Genomic DNA, 17,497 nt, shown 5'->3' on the forward strand with positions numbered 1-17,497 from the left:
CAGTGATCAAGGGGTTTACGCCAATCGGCGTAAACCCCTTGATCATGTCAGGGGGTGACCGTAATGTCCGGGGCGATGTTCACCGGAACCGCGGTCTTCGACCTGCTGCTGCCGAGCGACTCCCGGTCGCTCAAGGCGAAAAGATCATATGTACGGCCGATCGTCGCGGCGCTGCGCCGCTTCGAGGTGTCGGCCGCCGAAGTGGGAGCGCTCGACCTGCACGGTCGGGCCGAGATCGGGGTGGCCGTGGTGGCCGCCGAGGCGGCCCACGTCCGCGAGGTGCTCGACTCGTGCGAGCGCCTGGTGGCCGAGCGTCCCGAGGCGGAGCTGCTCTCGGTGCGCCGCCGGCTCTACGGCGAGGAGGACTGACTGACGCCCCGGCCATGCGGTACCACCACGGGCGTGGCCGCCGACACCGGCGGCTGCGCGCGACGGTCACGAGCGCGCGGGTAGTGTTCGAGGTGTTGGGCGGTCGGGCCCGGCGGTGCCCCGCACCGTCGTTTCCGGTCGGGAGCAGAACGCCCTGGAGGTGGGGGAGATGACGGATCCGGCCAAGGTACGGCGGCACGCGGAGCGCATCCGCGAACTGGTCGCGTCGGTGGTGCGGAGCCAGATCAAGGACCCCCGGCTCGGGATGATCACCATCACCGACGCCCGGATCACCGCCGACCTGCGCGACGCCACCGTGTTCTACACGGTGCTTGGCGACGCGGCGGCCCAGGCCAGCACCGCCGCCGCGCTGGAGAGTGCCAAGGGCATGCTCCGCAGCACTGTCGGCAAGGCCCTCGGCCTGCGGCACTCGCCGACCCTGACCTTCGTCCTCGACGACGTGCAGGACCAGGTCAAGCACATCGACGACCTGCTCGCCGCGGCCCGCAACGCCGACGCCGAGGTGCAGCGGCTGGCCGCCAGCGCGAAGTACGCGGGCGAGCCCCAGCCGTACCGGCTCGAGGACGAGGTCGAGGACGCCCAGGTCGAGGACGTCGAGACCGAGGACGAGCCGCGCAGCGAGCGCCGGTGACCGACCCCGCCGCGGGCGCCGCCGAGGCGCCCACCGGGGCCGAATGGGCGGCCGCGGTCGCCGCGGTACGCCGACTCCCCGCCGACGCGCGGGTGCTGCTGATCTGCCACGTCAACCCGGACGGGGACGCGCTGGGCAGCATGCTCGGCTTCGGGCTGGGGCTGCGCCGGCTGGGCGTACGCCGACTCCAGGCGACGTTCCCCGGGCCGCCGGAGCTGCCGGAGCCGTTCCGGTGGCTGCCCGGGCGTGACCTGCTCGTGCCGCAGGACGCCGCGTACCCGGACCCGGACCTGGTCATCTGCTTCGACGCGGCGAGCGAGTCCCGGCTCGGTGACCTGGTGGACCGGCTCGACACGGCGGGCACGGCGCTGGTGCTCGACCACCACGCCTCGAACACCCGCTTCGGCGGCGTCAATCTGGTCGACCCGCACGCGGCGGCGACCTCGGTGGTCGCGGAGGGGCTGCTGGACCGGCTCGGGGTGCCGCTGGACGCGGACATCGCCGCCTGCCTCTACGTTGCGCTGAGTACTGACACCGGCTCGTTCCGGTTCGAGGCGACCACCCCGGCGGTGCACGAGATGGCCGCCCGCCTGCTGGCCACCGGGATCCGGCCGGGGGACATCTCCCAGCGGATCTACGACACCCGGCCGTTCGGCGCGGTCCGGCTCTTCGGCGAGGCGATCGGCCGGGCCCGCCTGGAGCCGGGTGCGGCCGGCGGGCGCGGCCTGGTCTGGACGTACGCGACCCTGGACGACCTGGCCCGGCACGACCAGCCGCCGTACGTGCTGGAGGCACTGATCGACTCGGTGCGCTGCACGGCGGAGGCGGACGTGAGCTGTGTGGTCAAGCAGGTGGCGGCCACCGAGTGGGCGGTGTCGCTGCGGAGCAAGGGCGCGGTGGACGTGAGCCGGGTCGCGGTGGCACTGGGCGGCGGCGGTCACCGGTTCGCCGCTGGGTTCACCGGGCGGGGCAGCGCCGACGAGGTCGTCGACCGGATCCGCGCCGAACTCGACGAGGCGTTGCTGCCGGCCTGAGATCTCCGGGTCGGCTCCGGGGCGTCGCGGTCTTCCCGCGCTTCGTGACGGTGGGGACAATCGGGTGATGGATCACTCCCGCGAGCTCACCGCCGAGGCGCCCCGGACGTGGGACCGTCCCGTGGTCTCCGTACCGGTGCTGATCTCCCTCTCTCTGGTGGGCGGGCAGCTGCCGTCCTTCTCCGCGCAGGCGAACCTCTACACCTTCGGCACCGGCGGGGCGCTGATCTGGCTCGGGTTGAGCAACCGGGTGCCCCGGCGGCCCGCCCCCCGCCGGCTCGCCCCGGGGGCGGTCTGGTGGCTGCTGCCGGCGGCCGTCTTCGGGGTCCTCGAGGGGGCGACCTTCGTGCTCTCGGTGGGGGACGACTTCCCGACCTTCTCCCGGCTGGCGGATCCGTTGCTCGACGACGAACTGGTCCGGTCCACGGCATGGTTCGCCTGGCTGGCCGCGTTCTGGGGTCTGGTGCGGCGATGATGCGGGCGCTGGCGATCGGCGGTTTCCTGACCGCGGTGCTGCTTTTCACCGCGGTGGAGTGGGCGTCGCGGCGGGAGGGCTCCCGCGTTCCGACGCTCGGCGACGTCTGCGCGTTCGTGATGCGGTACGAGGTCGGTCCGGTGCCGGTCGGGCGGATCGGCCTGTTCGGCTTCTGGTGGTGGCTCGGCTGGCACTTCCTGGCCCGCTGACCCGCGCCTGGTCGTCCAGATGTCGGGAACACTGGGCAGTATGTGGACCTGAACGATAGCTTGGGTAAGGACCGGCGCCGTGCCGCGACGCAGGTCGTGGGCGGTGGCGCCACACCAGGTGCCGCCTCCCTGCAGGGTCAGACCGACCCGGGCTCACGCTGCCAGGCGAGCCGCTCCGGGGATCCCGGACCGCTGTCGGGCGCTCAGCAGGACCGCCCGTAGGGCCACCGTGTCGTGGTGGTCCGCGCCCTGGAAGGGATTTCCCGATGGCCACCAAGCCCACCCGCAAGCCGCAGCCGGAGACCACCGACGAGGCCCGCGAGCAGATGCGCCGCGCGCTGCAGACCTCGATGGACACCCGTCAGTGACGTACCCGGTCCGGCGGTGACGCCGACGTCGTCGTCGCGTCGCCTGCGTCACCGCCGCCCCGACCGTCCAGGCCCACCGGCCGGCCCGCCCGGCGCTATCGTCGCCCGGTGCGCCGCATCCTCATCGTCGGCAGCGCCGGCGCGGGCAAGAGCACCCTCGCCCGCGAGGTCGCGCGACGGCTCGACCTCCCCCTGATTCACCTCGACCGGCACTACTGGCGGCCCGGCTGGGTCGCCTCCGACGACGCCGGCTTCCGCGCGGAGATCGCCGCGCTCGCCGCCCGCCCGGCCTGGGTGATGGACGGCAGCTACGGCGCCACCCTCGACCTGCGCCTGCCCCGCGCCGACCTGCTGGTGCTCTGTGACCCGCCCCGGCTGCGCTGCCTCGCCCGGGTGCTCCGCCGCCGCTGGGTCGACCGCGCGACGACCCGGCCCGACCTGCCCGACGGCTGTCCCGAGCGGCTCGACCTCCCGTTCCTCCGCTACGTCTGGCGTTACCCCCGGCACTCCCGCCCGCGGGTCCTCGCCGCCGTGGCGTCGGTCGCCCCCGACCTGCCGGTGGTCCGCCTGCGTACCCGCGCCGAACTCCGCCGCTGGCTCGCGTCCCTCCCGACGACCTGATCCCCACGCCCCACCCCTGCTGGCGCCCCCGCCCCCGCCCCACGGCGTCGATCATGAAGTTGTGGTGTCCGGCCCCGGCGTGTCGTGACAACAACGTCGTGATCAACCGACTCGGAGGAGGTGGAGGGAGGGTAAGTGGTGGGTGGGGTTGCGGGGCTTACGGGGGGCGTGCCAGGATCGTCGGCGATGAGTCAGAGCGTCGCCACCACCTCGCCCGCGTCCGATGCCGCGTCGCCACGGCGGATCGCCGCGCTCGCCCTGCCGGCGCTCGTGGTGCTGGCCGCCGAGCCCCTCTACGTCCTGGTCGACACCGCGGTGGTCGGGCACCTGGGTCGGGTGCCGCTCGCCGCGCTCGCCGTCGGCGGCACGGTGATGACGCTGACCGCCTGGATCGGCACCGTGGTCGCGTACGGCACGACGGGGCGGTCGGCCCGGCGGTTCGGGGCCGGCGACCGGGCCGCGGCGGTGGCCGAGGGCGTGCAGTCGTCGTGGCTGGCGCTGGCCGTCGGGGTGCTGGTGGCGCTCGCCATGCAGGTCGGCGCCGGGGCGTTGGCGCGTACCCTCGCCGGCGGCGGGGGCGACGTGGCCGGCGCGGCGGCGCAGTGGCTGCGGATCGCGGCCCTGGGCGCCCCCGGCCTGCTGCTCGCCGCCGCCGGCAACGGCTGGCTGCGCGGCATCCAGGACACCCGCCGGCCGCTGCTCTTCGTGCTCGCCCCCAACCTGCTCTCCGCGCTGCTCTGCCCGTTGCTGGTCTATCCCGCCGGGCTCGGTCTGGCCGGCTCGGCGGTGGCCAACGCGATCGCGCAGACGCTTTCCGGCGGCCTCTTCGCGGCGGCGCTGGTGCGTGAGCGGGTCTCCCTGCGGCCTCGGCCGGGGCTGATCCGGCAGCAGTTGGTGCTGAGCCGGGACCTGCTGATCCGCGGCGTCGCCTTCCAGGCGAGCTTCCTCTCCGCCACCGCCGTCGCCGCCCGGTTCGGCGCGGCCGCGGTGGGCGCCCACCAGATCGCCCTGCAGCTCTGGTTCTTCACCGCGCTGGTGCTGGACGCGCTGGCCATCGCCGCGCAGGCGCTGATCGGCGCGGCGCTCGGCGCCGGTGACGCGGCCGGCGCCCGCGCCCTCGCCCGCCGGATCGCGCTGCTCGGCGGCGCCTGCGGCGTCGCCTTCGCGCTGCTGATCGCCGCCGGCGCCGGCGTCGTGCCATCGTGGTTCAGCTCGGATCCGCAGGTACGCGAGCAGGCCATGGTGGCCTGGCCGTGGTTCGTGGCGTTGCAGCCGATCGGCGGGGTGGTCTTCGCCCTCGACGGTGTGCTGATCGGCGCGGGAGACGTCCGCTACCTGCGGAACCTCACCATCGTGGCGGCGCTGGGTGGGTTCCTGCCGGCGATCTGGCTCGCCTACGGGCTCGACCTCGGGCTGGGCGGCATCTGGGCCGGGCTGATGCTCTTCGTGGTGCTCCGCCTGGTGGCGCTGCTGCTGCGGGTGCGCTCCGGTGGCTGGGCGGTGGTCGGCGCGGTCCGCTGACGACCGCCCAGCCGATCGGTCAGCACTCCTCGCCGTCGCGCATCCAGTCTGGCAGGTCGACCCGGGGGCGGTTGTCGGAGGAGGAGGGGGTGCTCATGTGGTCCCCATCGCTGAGGGGTGGTTCAGTCGTGCAGGCCGCAGGTGTCCGGGATGTCGAGGGCACGGTCGGGGTCGTAGAGGGAATCGGGGTCGACGGTGGCGGTGCCGGTGATGGCCTGCTCCCGGTCGCTCGCCTCGCCGCTGTTCAGCAGTCCCTTGTCGAACGCGGCGCAGTCGATGTTCACGCCATAGGACTGCATGTGGGTGAGCCAGAGACCGTTCGCCCGGGACCGGACGTCGCCCGGGTACGGCAGCTCCCACACGAGCGTGTCGTGCACGATCACGACCCCGTCCCCGGGGGCGACCGGGGCGGTCCGGAAGGCGTACGCCCAGACGAAGTTGGTGGTCACCTCCAGCACCCGGACGCCGCGCGCGTTCCGGTGCGCCCGATAGGTGATCCGCCCCTTGACCCGGGGCTGCTGCGGGGCCAGCCGGGCGCCCGGCGCGAGCCGGGTCGCGAAGTTGGCGAACGCGTCGGAGGCAAAGTCCTGGCGAATGCTGGCCCGCTGGTCGGACGCGAACTGGCGGACCAGCCGCTCCGGGTCCTTCGCCGTCATGAAGGTCCGGTCCAGCCGGGCGGTGATCAGGGCGGTGCGGATCTTCGCCAGGCCGGCCGACACCTGCTTCGCGGTGAAGTCACCGGTCCGCTTGGCCGGGGGCAGGGTGATCCCGGCCGCGCCCGCGGGGAACGCGGCGGCCGGGGTGCCGTCGAACGGCCCGGCGGCCGGGGGCGGCGACGCGCTGCTGGTGGCGTACACCCCGGGCGGCTGGCTGATCGTCGGGTACGCCTGGGGGCCCGGACGCCGGGCGTAGCCGTAGCCGACGGTGCCGAGCGTGGCGACGAGGGCGACCGCCACCAGTGCGCCGAGACCGGCGAGCAGCCGGCCCCCGCGCCCCGGAACCAGATCCGCAGTCGTACCGAGCGGCCGACCCGGATCTCCTTTTCGAGCTGGTGCAGCCAGTCCGGGAACGCCTCCGGCCCGGGGCGCGCCGGGTCCGGCCGGGACGACGGTTCGGGGGTGGGGTCGGCGCTGGTCATCGGCGGATCCCGGGGTCAGGCGGGGCGGGGGGCGGATGATCTTTACACCCGAGCTGCCGGTGCGGTATCCCCCGCGGGCGTCGGGATTCTTCTCTGGCAGGCTTGGGGGTCGTGAGCACAGACGGTCTGATCGTGGTCGACAAGCCCGGCGGCATGACGTCGCACGACGTGGTGGCGCGGATCCGCCGACTGGCCCGGACCCGCCGGGTGGGGCACGGGGGCACGCTCGATCCGATGGCCACCGGCGTGCTGGTGATCGGGGTGGGCCGGGCCACCCGGCTGCTCACCTATGTGATCGGGGCGGGCAAGAGCTACACCGCGACGATCCGGCTCGGCCAGGCGACGGTCACCGACGACGCCGAGGGCGACGTGATCGCGACGACGCCGGCCGGCACGGTGACCGACGAGTCGGTCCACGCCGCCCTCGCCGCGCTGACCGGGGAGATCGACCAGGTGCCGAGCGCGGTCAGCGCCATCAAGATCAACGGCGAGCGGGCGTACAAGCGGGTCCGCGAGGGGGAGAGCGTCGAGCTGCCCGCCCGCCGGGTCACCATCTCCCGGCTGGACGTGCTCTCGATCCGCCGGGGGCAGGCTGACGTGGTGGATGTGGACGTGGACGTGAACTGCTCGTCCGGGACGTACATCCGGGCCATCGCCCGGGACGCGGGTCTGGCGCTCGGGGTCGGCGGTCACCTGACCGCGCTGCGGCGGACCGCGGTGGGCGGCTTCACCCTGGCCGAGGCGGCCACCCTCGACGAGCTGGAGCAGCGCGCGCCGGAGGTGGTCAACCTGCCGCTCGACGCGGCCGCGGACCGGTACTTCGTGCGCCGGGACGCCACGCCGGAGGAGGCGAAGGTCCTCTCGCACGGCGGGCCGCTGGACCCGGCCGGCATCGCCGGGCCGTACGCCGTCTTCGGCCCGGGCGGTGGCCTGATCGCTATCGTCAGCGAGCGGGACGGGCGGGCCCGCGCGGAGATCGTGCTCGCCCCGGCCTGACGGCCGGGCGCGGATCACCCGGCCGGCGCCGGCCGGCGGGACAGCAGGGGAGGAGCGGCATGCAAAGGTGGCGGGGGTACGAGGCGGCGCCCGGTGGCTGGGGGCGGTCGGTCGTCACCATCGGCGTCTTCGACGGCGTGCACAAGGGGCACCAGGCGACCATCGGCCACGCCGTGGCGCGCGCCCGCGAGCTAGGCGTCAAGTCGGTGGTGGTCACCTTCGACCCGCACCCGGCGGAGGTCGTCCGCCCTGGTTCGCACCCGGCCGTGCTGACCGAGCCGGCCCGCAAGGCGGAGCTGATCGAGGCGCTCGGCGCCGACGTGCTCTGCGTGGTGCCGTTCACCCCGGAGTTCTCCCGGCTGCCGGCCGAGGAGTTCGTGCACGACATCCTGGTCGAGCACCTGCACGCCGCGCTCGTCGTGGTCGGCGACAACTTCCGGTTCGGGCACCGGGCGGCCGGCGACGTGGCCCTGCTGGAGCGGCTGGGCCGGACCTTCGGCTTCGGGGTGGAGGCCGGGCCGCTGGTCGCCGAGGCGGGCACGGTCTTCTCCTCCACCTACATCCGCTCCTGCGTCGACGCGGGAGACGTGGTGGCGGCGGCCGCCGCGCTGGGCCGTCCCCACCGGGTGGAGGGGGTGGTGGTCCGGGGTGACCAGCGCGGCCGCGAGCTGGGATATCCCACCGCCAACCTGCTCTGCCACCGGTACGCGGCGATCCCCGCCGACGGGGTGTACGCCGCCCGGCTGGTGCGCCGGGGGCACCGGGAGCCGCTCGCGGCGGCGGTGTCGATCGGCACCAACCCGACCTTCTCCGGGCGGGAGCGCCGGGTGGAGGCGTACGCGCTGGACTTCACCGGCGACCTGTACGGCGAGCGGCTGGCCCTGGACTTCGTCGCACACCTGCGCGAGCAGCGGACGTACGACTCGATCGAGCCGCTGGTGGCGCAGATCGCCGAGGACGTGGAGCGGACCCGCCGGGCCGTCGCCTGAGCGTCCCGTCGCGATTCCGGCACCCCGCCGCGGCCCTTCGCCGGGCGGGCCCGGCGAGGACTGGTAGGCTGGCGGAGACGTCGGCTGACCGACGTGGGGCCTCGCGTGCCTGCACGACGCCGCGGGTGCGAGGTTCGTCCGTCTCCGGTCCTTCGAGATCATGACGACGGACATCAGTGATCAACCCATCGAAACAGGGAGAACATGGCGCTCGACCAGGAAGCCAAGGCCAAGATCCGCACGGAGTACGCGACCGCCGAGGGCGACACCGGTTCGCCGGAGGTGCAGGTCGCGGTCCTCACCAAGCGGATCGCCGAGCTCACCGAGCACCTGAAGGTGCACAAGCACGACCACCACAGCCGCCGTGGGCTGCTGCTGCTGGTCGGCCGGCGCCGTCGGCTGCTCAACTACGTCCAGAAGAAGGACATCAACCGCTACCGGTCGCTCATCGAGCGGCTCGGCCTGCGCCGATGACGTGACGGGGGAGTGGCCACTCGGCCGCTCCCCCGTTCTGGTACCACAGAAGAACAGGGCCGCGCGACCACCCGACAGGGAGCCGGTCAGCGTACCGGTCTCCGGTAGTGGCCTCCGGGAATCCCGGCATCATGCCGGCCACCCGGGCGCTTCGATCGAAGACCGGCCGTCTGAGCAGCTCCCCATGTCGTGGGCCCACGACGCGAAGGAGCAAGACAACACATGACCGAGACCAACCTCGGCACGGAATCCCGCACCGCCGTGATCGACAACGGGTCCTTCGGCACCCGTGAGATCACCTTCTCCACCGGCCGGCTGGCCCGTCAGGCCGCCGGTTCCGTCATCGCCCAGCTGGGCGAGACGGTGGTCCTCTCCGCCACCACCGCCGGCAAGCAGCCGAAGGAGCAGTTCGACTTCTTCCCGCTGACCGTCGACGTCGAGGAGCGGATGTACGCCGCGGGCCGGATCCCCGGCTCGTTCTTCCGCCGCGAGGGTCGGCCCAGCGAGGACGCGATCCTCACCTGCCGGCTGATCGACCGGCCGCTGCGCCCGTCGTTCGTCAAGGGCCTGCGCAACGAGGTCCAGGTCGTCGAGACCATCCTCGCGCTCGACCCGCAGCACCCGTACGACGTCGTGGCGATCAACGCCGCCTCGATGTCGACCAAGCTCTCCGGCCTGCCGTTCTCCGGCCCGATCGGGGCCACCCGGATGGGGCACGTCGACGGTCAGTGGGTCGCCTTCCCGACCTACGAGGAGCTGGCCCGCGCCACCTTCGACATGGTGGTGGCCGGCCGTGCCCTGGCCGACGGCGACGTCGCGATCATGATGGTCGAAGCCGAGGCCACCGAGCACACCGTGAAACTGGTCGCCGGCGGTGCCCCCGCGCCGACCGAGGAGGTCGTGGCCAGCGGGCTGGAGGCCGCCAAGCCGGCCATCCGTGAGCTGTGCCGGGCGCAGAGCGAGCTGGCCGAGGTGGCCGCCAAGCCGGTCGCCGAGTTCCCCGTCTTCCTGGACTACCAGGACGACGCGTACGAGGCGGTGGCCGAGCTGGCCCGCGCCGACGTCGCGGAGGCCCTGAAGATCGCCGGCAAGCATGACCGCGAGGAGGCCCTGGACCGGGTCAAGGCCCGGGTCGCCGAGGAGCTCGGCGGTCGCTTCGAGGGCCGGGAGAAGGAGCTCTCCGCCGCCTTCCGGTCGCTGACCAAGTCCGAGGTGCGCAACCGGGTGCTGCGCGAGCAGGTCCGCATCGACGGTCGCGGCCCGCGGGACATCCGCCCGCTGACCGCCGAGGTGGGCGTGCTTCCGCGGGTGCACGGCTCGGCGCTGTTCGAGCGCGGCGAGACCCAGATCCTGGGCGTCACCACGCTGAACATGCTGCGCATGGAGCAGTCGCTGGACACCCTGTCCCCGGACAAGTCCAAGCGCTACATGCACAACTACAACTTCCCGCCGTACTCGACCGGTGAGACCGGCCGGGTGGGCTCGCCGAAGCGGCGCGAGATCGGCCACGGCGCCCTCGCCGAGCGGGCGCTGATCCCGGTGCTGCCGGCGCGTGAGGAGTTCCCGTACGCCATCCGGCAGGTCTCCGAGGCGCTCGGCTCCAACGGTTCCACCTCGATGGGTTCGGTCTGCGCCTCGACGCTGGGCCTGCTCAGCGCCGGTGTGCCGCTGAAGGCGCCGGTCGCCGGCATCGCCATGGGCCTCATCTCCGACGAGGTCGAGGGCAAGACCCAGTACGTGACGCTGACCGACATCCTCGGCGCCGAGGACGCGTTCGGTGACATGGACTTCAAGGTCGCCGGCACCCGGGACTTCGTCACCGCGTTGCAGCTCGACACCAAGCTCGACGGCATCCCGTCGGACGTGCTGGCCGCCGCGCTCCAGCAGGCGCACGAGGCCCGGCAGACCATCCTCGACGTGATGCAGCGGGCCATCGAGGCGCCGGCCGAGATGTCGGACTACGCGCCGCGGGTCACCACCGTCAAGATCCCGGTCGACAAGATCGGCATGGTGATCGGCCCGAAGGGCCAGACCATCAACGCCATCCAGGACGAGACCGGCGCCGAGATCTCCATCGAGGACGACGGCACCATCTACGTCGGCGCGACCAACGGCCCGTCGGCCCAGGCCGCGGTGGAGCGGATCAACGCGATCGCCAACCCGACGCTGCCGAAGCTCGGCGACCGGTTCCTCGGCACCGTGGTGAAGACCGCCGCGTTCGGCGCCTTCATCTCGCTGCTGCCGGGCCGCGACGGCCTGCTGCACATCTCGAAGGTGGGCGACGGCAAGCGGGTCGAGAAGGTCGAGGACTTCCTCAACGTCGGCGACCGGGTCGAGGTGGAGATCGCGGACATCGACGCCCGCGGCAAGATCTACCTGGACAAGGTCCGCCCGGAGGGCGCCGAGGCGCCCGCCGCCGGTGAGGCCGCCGAGGGCGACCGGCCGGCCGGGCGGGGCGGCGACCGGGGTCCGCGCGACCGCGGCGACCGGGACCGTGAGCGTGGCAGCCGTGGCCCGGAGCGTGGCGAGCGCGGCCCGGGCGGCGAGGGTGGCGGCGAGGGTGGCGAGGGCGGCGAGCGTCCGCGTCGACGGACCCGCCACAGCTGAGCAGTGACCGGCCGGGTGGGGACATCGTCCCCACCCGGCCTTCGACGGCTCCAGTCCGGCGCGTCTCGCGCCGCGCCGAACTGGAGCCGTCGCCGTGACACCCCACCCCTCGTCGAAGTGAGAGCAGGTTTCCGTGAGTCGGGCCCAGCGTTCGTCTTTTCCTGCGGGTCGACGGGGGGTGGCGCCGTCCGGCGCCGTTCGGCACGCCGCCGGTTCGCCCGGGCGTGCCGGCGTGCCGGTCCGGGCGGTCACCCGCACGCTGAGTGACGACCCGCTGGGTGGCACCGTACGCCGTACCGTGCTGCCGAGCGGCCTGCGCGTGCTGACCGAGGCGATCCCGGCGATGCGCAGCGTCTCCTTCGGCATCTGGGTGGCGGTCGGCTCCCGCGACGAGACCGGCCCGCAGGCCGGGGCCGCGCACTTCCTGGAGCACCTGCTCTTCAAGGGCACCAAGAAGCGGACCGCGATGCAGATCTCCGCGGAGATCGAGGCGGTGGGCGGCGAGACCAACGCCTTCACCACGAAGGAATACACCTGCTACTACGCGCGGGTGCTCGACGAGGACCTGCCGCTGGCCATCGACGTGATGTGCGACGCGGTCGCCGACTCGGTGCTGGAACCGGCCGACGTGGAGACCGAGCGGGGCGTCATCCTCGAAGAGATCGCCATGCACGACGACGAGCCCGGTGACGAGGTGCACGACCTGTTCGCCCGCGCCGTCTACGGCGACCACCCCCTGGGCCGGCTGATCTCCGGTACCGAGGAGACGGTCACCCCGATGACCCGTCGGCAGATCCAGAGCTTCTACCGCCGCCGCTACACCCCGCCGCAGATCGTCATCGCCGCCGCCGGCAACCTGGATCACGCCACCGTGGTGAAGCTGGTCCGCCAGGCGCTGCGCGGCACCCCGCTGGACACCGACCCGGCCGGGCCGGCCCCGCACCGGGCGGCCACCCCGGCGGTACGCACCAGGCTGGCCGCCACCGTGGTCGAGCCGAAGGAGACCGAGCAGGCGCACGTCATCCTGGGCTGCCCCGGCATCGACCGTACCGACGAGCGGCGCTTCGCCCTCGGCGTGCTCAACAACATCCTCGGCGGCGGGATGTCGAGCCGGCTGTTCCAGGAGATCCGGGAGCGGCGTGGCCTGGCCTACTCGGTCTACTCCTACGCCAGCCAGTACGCCGACAGCGGCCTGTTCGCGGTCTACGCCGGCTGCGCGCCGGGCAAGGTGGACGAGGTGCTGGAGCTGACCCGGGTTGAGCTGCGCCGGGTGGCCGCCGACGGCGTCACCGCCGACGAGCTGGCCCGGGGCAAGGGCATGTCGAAGGGCTCCTTCGTGCTCGGCCTGGAGGACACCGGCTCGCGGATGAGCCGGCTGGCCAAGGGGGAGCTGCTCTACGGCGACCTGATGCCGGTGGACGAGCTGCTCAGCCGGGTCGACGCGGTGACCCTCGAGGACGTCAACGCCCTCGCCGCCGAGCTGCTCAGCCGGCCGATGTCGCTGGCCGTGGTCGGCCCCTTCGAGGAGAACGCGTTCGCGGTGTCCCGCTGACCGGTCCCGGCGGGTGACGCCGTCCCGATTGGGATAGGTTGTGCCCCGTGACTGACGAGCAGGAGAAGAGCCAGGCCGAGCCGGTCCGGGTCGGCGTGCTGGGTGCCCGCGGCCGGATGGGCGTGGAGGTCTGCAAGGCGGTCGACGCGGCCCCCGACATGGACCTGGTCGCGATGATCGACCAGGGAGATTGGCTGTTCAACGCCTCCGACGCGGGCGCCGAGGTGGTCGTCGACTTCACCACCCCCGACGTCGTCATGGACAACCTGCACTGGTGCATCGACCAGGGCATCAGCGCCGTGGTCGGCACCACCGGCTTCACCGAGCAGCGGCTGGAGCGGGTGCGCGGCTGGCTGGCCCGCAAGCCCGGCGTCGGCGTGCTGATCGCCCCCAACTTCGGCATCGGCGCGGTGCTGATGATGCAGTTCGCCGCCCGCGCGGCCCGGCACTTCGAGTCGGTCGAGATCATCGAGCAGCACCACCCGCGCAAGCTGGACGCGCCGAGCGGCACCGCGACGCACACCGCTCGGCTGATCGCGACGGCCCGCGCCGAGGCCGGCCTCGGTCCGGTGCCGGATGCGACCAAGGACGAGGTGCCGGGCGCCCGCGGCGCCGAGATCGACGGGGTACGCGTGCACGCCGTCCGGGCCACCGGCCTGGTCGCCCACCAGGAGGTCCTCTTCGGCACCACTGGGGAGACGCTGACCATCCGGCACGACTCGTACGACCGGGCGTCCTTCATGCCGGGCGTCCTGCTGGCCGTCCGCGCGGTACGCCACCGCCCGGGTCTCACCGTCGGCCTGGACGCGCTGCTCGACTGAGGCCGCGCCGGCCGGTCCGGGCGTGGCCCGGACCGGCAAGTGCGCAACGGCGGTCAAGCACCGGACGGGGTCCCCGGTGCACGCTGAAGCCATGACCACCACGGACGGGTTGACCAGCATCCTCGACTGGGTGCAGAGCGGCCTCGACGATCCCACCATCAGCCCGGCCGACCTCGCCGCCCGCGCGCATCTGTCCCGGTTCCACTTCGACCGGCTGTTCGCCGCGGCGATCGGGGAGCCGCCCGGCGCGCTGCGCCGGCGGCTGCTGCTCGAGCGGGCGGCGCACCGGCTCACCACCACCGGCCGCACCGTCCTGGACATCGCGGTCGAGGCCGGGTACGGCTCGCACGAGGCGTTCACCCGTGCCTTCCTGCGCGCCTATGGCCGGGCGCCGACGGCGGTTCGACGACGGCGGCCGCTCACCTTCTGGGAGCTGGAGCTGCCCTGTCCCAGTGGTGTCCACTTCCACCCCCCCCGGCGGCCTACGGCTGCCGGCCGCGCACGAGGAGACCCCGATGAACGTGCTGCAGCATCTGGTCGACCACCACGTCGAGACCCTGACCGCGGTCATCGGCCGGGCCGCCCGGCTGGACGAGGAGACCCTCGACCGGACGGGCACCGTCTCGGTGGAGACCATCGACGACCGGCCCACCCTCCGTTCGCTGATCAACGCGATGGTGACCCAGGAGGAGCACTGGCTGTCGGCGCTGCGTGGCGACGGCTGGCCGGACGAGAGCGACCGGTCGATCGCGGGACTGGCCGCCCGGCACGCGGTGGCCGGCCGGGACTACCGGGCCTTTGTCGCGCGGACCCTGGCCGACGGCACCCTCGGCGACACCATCGTCGACACCACCTGCACGCCGCCCACCACGCACACCCTGGGCGGCGTCATCGGCCATGTGATCACCTACGCCGCGGTCCGCCGGACGCTCGCCATCGGCGCCCTGCACACCGCCGGCGTCACCGACCTGGGTGCGGGCGACCCCCGGCCGTACCTCGACGCCCACGCCGGCTGAGGGCGCCGGCGGCGCGGGCCGAAAGCGCTCGCCCGGGAACGGGCGAGCGCCTAGGCCGCGCCGGTGATCGATTCTGGGCTACGCGACCGGGCCGGTCGCCGGGTCACCCTGCGGCCGGTGGACGACGCGAACTGGCGGGCGGTCGCCGACGTCGCGCCCCGCGACGACCAGCGCGACTGGGTGCCCGCCCTGGCCGCCCGGTACCTGGTGCTGACCATGCACTCGGCGGTCTGGACCTCGCTGGCCGTGGTCGCCGACGAGGCGGTGGTCGGGCACGTGATGTGGGGGGTCGACGACGACCGCTCCCGCTGGATCGGCGGGATGCTGATCGACGCCGCGGAGCAGGACCGGGGCGTGGGGCGGGCCGCCGTCCGCACCCTGGCCGACTGGCTCGGGGCGCAGGACGGCGGCCACCCGGTCCGGCTGTCGTACCACCCGGACAACACGGCCGCGGCCCGCCTCTACACGTCCCTGGGCTTCGTCCCCACCGGCGCGATGGAGGACGACGAGGTCGTCGCCGAGCTGTCGCCCGCCTCCTGACCCGCCGGAGTGCGGGGGCGCCGGCGCCGGCCGGACGGGATTCGACCGTCAGGTGAACGACCGCCGACGGCTCACCGCTGTTCGAGCACCGACAGGACGTTGCCGGCCGGGTCGGTGAACCAGGCGATCGTCGGGCCGTGGCCGCGCATGATCCCCTTCTCGTCCTGGCGCATCCCCTCGTAGCGCGCCATGCGCACTCCCCGCGCGGTGAGCTCGTCGACCGCCCGGTCGACGTCCGCCACCGGGAAGTTGAGCACCGTGTAGCTGGCCGGCACGTGGTCGGCCTTCGGATAGACCAGCACCGGCCGGTCCCCGGCGAGGTGCAGCGTCAGCAACCCGCCCATCTCGTCGTCCCGCGACACCCGCAGGCCGAGCGTGTCGGCGTAGAACCGTTCGGCGCGGTCGGTGTCGTCCACCGAGAACCCGCTGAACGCCTTCGTGTCCCTGAACATCGCACTCCTTCTCGTTGCTTACGGGGGGGTTGACGACCGGGCTGCCCCGGACTCATCGCGGGGGTGGAAATCAGGGATCGAGGCGGCTCGGCAGCCCGAACACCGGGAAGAGCCGCGGCTCGAGGAAGTGGAGCAGCCCCGTGATCCGGCCGCCGGAGCACGTGACCAGCTGGATCGAGAACGGCCGGTGTCCGCCGGCCGGATCCGGCCGGTACTGGGCCAGCGCCGGGCCGCCGTTCGCGGTGGTCTCGACCAACCGCGAACCTCGGCAGCCGGCCCCCGGCCCGCGCAGCCACCGGCCGATGTCGGCGGCGCCGCGCAGCCACATCGGGTACGGCGGCATGGCGTGGACCGCGTCGTCGCGCAGCAGGCCCACCAGGGCGTCGATGTCGTAGCGCTCGAAGACCCGCACGTAGCGGTCGAGCAGCTCCCGGTGCTCCCGGTCCAGCGCCGGGGCCGGCGCGGTGGTGTCCCGCTCCGCCATCGTGGCCCGGGCCCGTTGCAGCGCACTGTTGACGGCGGGCAGGGTGGTGTCGAGCAGGGCAGCGACCTCGTCGGCGTGCCAACGCAGCACGTCCCGCAGGATCAGCACCGCCCGCTGTCGGGGCGGCAGGTGCTGCAGCGCCGCGACGAAGGCCAGCCGGACCGACTCGCGCGCCACGGCCTGCTCGGCCGGGTCGCCACCGGTCGGCAGCACCGCCGCGTCCGGGACCGGCTCCAGCCAGCTTCCGCCCTGGGTGCCGAGGGCGGTGGCCGTCGGGGCGGTCGGGGCCCCGAGATCCATCGGCAGGGCCCGCCGGTCCCGCCCCCGGAGCTGGTCCAGGCAGACGTTGGTGGTGATCCGGTAGAGCCAGGTGCGCAGGCTGGACCGGCCGTCGAAGCGGTCCCGGCCGCGCCAGGCCCGCAGCAGGGTCTCCTGCACCGCGTCCTCGGCGTCGAAGACCGAGCCGAGCATCCGGTACGCGTAGCCGGTCAGCTCGACCCGGAACTCCTCCAGTTCCGTGGTCGCCCGCGCCGTCGCCGTGGTCATGGAGCCACGGTAGGCCGACCCTCCGACACCCGCACGGGCGACGCGCGATCAGTCCTGCGGCTCCGGCTCGGTCGGGACCGCGACGTGCAGGCGGAGCTGCGGGACGAGCATGTCGTCCACGTCCAGCGCCCGGGCCGCGCCGTCCGGCTCCCAGCCGGTGCTGGTGAGGAACTTCCGGGTCGCCTCGTCCCCGTCGAACGCCCAGGCCACCGCGTGGGTGAAGCCGTCGGCCCGCCACAGGTCCACGGCGGCGGCGAGCAGCCGGCTGCCGTGCCCGCGCCGGCCCCAGCGCGGCTCGACCAACAGGTCGGTCACCGCCACCACGCCGTCGGCGAGCGCCTCGGCGGGCTCGCCCGGGGCGAGCGCCTCCGCGTCGGCCGGACCGGACGCGGCGAACCCCACCAGATACGATTGCTCGGCCTGTTCGACGGCGACCAGCACGCGGTGCGCGCCGGAGGGCGGCTCCTGCACCGCCGCGCTCCACCGCCGGGCGAGGTACGCCTCGTCCAGGTTGTCCAGGACGTGCCGGGGCAGGATCCGGCGGTACGCGACCCGCCAGGTCGCGAGCTGGATGCGTGCGATCTCGCCGGCGTCCTCGGGACGCGCCGGGCGGACGTACCCGAGAGCCATGGC

At 73.6% G+C, this 17,497-nt stretch carries 19 protein-coding genes and 1 pseudogene; 16 read left to right on the top strand and 4 right to left on the bottom strand.

Going from position 1 to position 17,497, the window contains the following annotated elements:
• Positions 1-75: 75 nt before the first annotated feature.
• The 7 genes from I8N68_RS06905 to I8N68_RS06940 all read left to right on the top strand — a co-directional run bounded on the left by I8N68_RS06905 (position 76) and on the right by I8N68_RS06940 (position 5,249).
• Positions 76-369 (top strand): DUF503 domain-containing protein, encoded by a 294-nt coding sequence (locus I8N68_RS06905; RefSeq protein WP_200209020.1) that lies wholly within the window; start codon positions 76-78, stop codon positions 367-369.
• Positions 370-538: 169 nt separating this feature from the next.
• On the top strand, positions 539-1,021 hold the full coding sequence (gene rbfA / locus I8N68_RS06910) for a 30S ribosome-binding factor RbfA (protein ID WP_200209021.1): 483 nt from the start codon (positions 539-541) through the stop codon (positions 1,019-1,021).
• Positions 1,018-2,055, top strand: coding sequence for a DHH family phosphoesterase (locus I8N68_RS06915; RefSeq protein WP_200209022.1), 1,038 nt, complete (start codon positions 1,018-1,020; stop codon positions 2,053-2,055). Before rbfA ends, I8N68_RS06915 begins: the two co-directional genes overlap by 4 nt.
• A 67-nt stretch (positions 2,056-2,122) precedes the next feature.
• Positions 2,123-2,530: a hypothetical protein gene (locus I8N68_RS06920; RefSeq protein WP_200209023.1), complete on the top strand. Its 408-nt coding sequence runs from the start codon at positions 2,123-2,125 to the stop codon at positions 2,528-2,530.
• Complete coding sequence (locus I8N68_RS06925; RefSeq protein WP_200209292.1) at positions 2,530-2,739, top strand: DUF6186 family protein; 210 nt, start codon at positions 2,530-2,532, stop codon at positions 2,737-2,739. Before I8N68_RS06920 ends, I8N68_RS06925 begins: the two co-directional genes overlap by 1 nt.
• A 476-nt stretch (positions 2,740-3,215) precedes the next feature.
• Positions 3,216-3,728, top strand: a complete 513-nt coding sequence (locus I8N68_RS06935) for a P-loop NTPase family protein (RefSeq protein WP_234038931.1) — start codon at positions 3,216-3,218, stop codon at positions 3,726-3,728.
• 186 nt (positions 3,729-3,914) lie between these two features.
• Complete coding sequence (locus I8N68_RS06940; RefSeq protein ID WP_200209024.1) at positions 3,915-5,249, top strand: MATE family efflux transporter; 1,335 nt, start codon at positions 3,915-3,917, stop codon at positions 5,247-5,249.
• A gap of 122 nt (positions 5,250-5,371) precedes the next feature.
• Here I8N68_RS06940 and I8N68_RS06945 read toward each other — a convergent pair whose 3' ends face one another.
• Positions 5,372-6,205 carry a hypothetical protein gene (locus tag I8N68_RS06945; RefSeq protein ID WP_200209025.1) on the bottom strand — a complete coding sequence of 278 codons (834 nt, stop codon included), beginning with the start codon at positions 6,203-6,205 and terminating at the stop codon, positions 5,372-5,374.
• Between the two features lie 293 nt (positions 6,206-6,498).
• Between I8N68_RS06945 and truB the strand changes: the two genes are divergently transcribed.
• From truB to I8N68_RS06990, 9 genes and pseudogenes are all read left to right on the top strand, one after another.
• A complete protein-coding gene (gene truB / locus I8N68_RS06950) occupies positions 6,499-7,383 on the top strand; it encodes a tRNA pseudouridine(55) synthase TruB (RefSeq protein WP_200209026.1) in 885 nt (294 codons plus the stop codon).
• 59 nt (positions 7,384-7,442) lie between these two features.
• The gene (locus I8N68_RS06955; protein WP_200209027.1) at positions 7,443-8,372 is read left to right on the top strand and encodes a bifunctional riboflavin kinase/FAD synthetase; all 930 of its coding nucleotides are present in this window, start codon (positions 7,443-7,445) and stop codon (positions 8,370-8,372) included.
• 204 nt (positions 8,373-8,576) lie between these two features.
• Entirely contained in the window at positions 8,577-8,846 is a 270-nt protein-coding gene (rpsO, locus tag I8N68_RS06960; RefSeq protein ID WP_109804764.1) for a 30S ribosomal protein S15, read from the top strand.
• Between the two features lie 222 nt (positions 8,847-9,068).
• Positions 9,069-11,453, top strand: a complete 2,385-nt coding sequence (locus I8N68_RS06965; protein WP_200209028.1) for a polyribonucleotide nucleotidyltransferase — start codon at positions 9,069-9,071, stop codon at positions 11,451-11,453.
• Between the two features lie 178 nt (positions 11,454-11,631).
• On the top strand, positions 11,632-13,005 hold the full coding sequence (locus I8N68_RS06970; RefSeq protein WP_372433682.1) for a M16 family metallopeptidase: 1,374 nt from the start codon (positions 11,632-11,634) through the stop codon (positions 13,003-13,005).
• A gap of 47 nt (positions 13,006-13,052) precedes the next feature.
• On the top strand, positions 13,053-13,826 hold the full coding sequence (gene dapB, locus I8N68_RS06975; protein ID WP_200209030.1) for a 4-hydroxy-tetrahydrodipicolinate reductase: 774 nt from the start codon (positions 13,053-13,055) through the stop codon (positions 13,824-13,826).
• Between the two features lie 91 nt (positions 13,827-13,917).
• A pseudogene (locus I8N68_RS34180) lies at positions 13,918-14,226 on the top strand (helix-turn-helix domain-containing protein); the annotation flags it as partial.
• A 115-nt stretch (positions 14,227-14,341) separates the two neighbouring features.
• Positions 14,342-14,842 (top strand): hypothetical protein, encoded by a 501-nt coding sequence (locus tag I8N68_RS06985; RefSeq protein ID WP_200209031.1) that lies wholly within the window; start codon positions 14,342-14,344, stop codon positions 14,840-14,842.
• 63 nt (positions 14,843-14,905) lie between these two features.
• Positions 14,906-15,382: a GNAT family N-acetyltransferase gene (locus tag I8N68_RS06990; RefSeq protein ID WP_200209032.1), complete on the top strand. Its 477-nt coding sequence runs from the start codon at positions 14,906-14,908 to the stop codon at positions 15,380-15,382.
• A 71-nt stretch (positions 15,383-15,453) separates the two neighbouring features.
• Here I8N68_RS06990 and I8N68_RS06995 read toward each other — a convergent pair whose 3' ends face one another.
• From I8N68_RS06995 to I8N68_RS07005, 3 genes are all read right to left on the bottom strand, one after another.
• Entirely contained in the window at positions 15,454-15,834 is a 381-nt protein-coding gene (locus tag I8N68_RS06995; RefSeq protein WP_200209033.1) for a VOC family protein, read from the bottom strand.
• A gap of 70 nt (positions 15,835-15,904) precedes the next feature.
• Entirely contained in the window at positions 15,905-16,864 is a 960-nt protein-coding gene (locus I8N68_RS07000; RefSeq protein ID WP_200209034.1) for a sigma-70 family RNA polymerase sigma factor, read from the bottom strand.
• A gap of 48 nt (positions 16,865-16,912) precedes the next feature.
• Positions 16,913-17,494 (bottom strand): GNAT family N-acetyltransferase, encoded by a 582-nt coding sequence (locus I8N68_RS07005; protein WP_200209035.1) that lies wholly within the window; start codon positions 17,492-17,494, stop codon positions 16,913-16,915.
• Positions 17,495-17,497: the final 3 nt, after the last annotated feature.

The sequence above is a fragment of the Micromonospora coerulea genome, assembly GCF_016598485.1.
GTDB classification, from domain to species: Bacteria; Actinomycetota; Actinomycetes; order Mycobacteriales; family Micromonosporaceae; genus Micromonospora; species Micromonospora coerulea.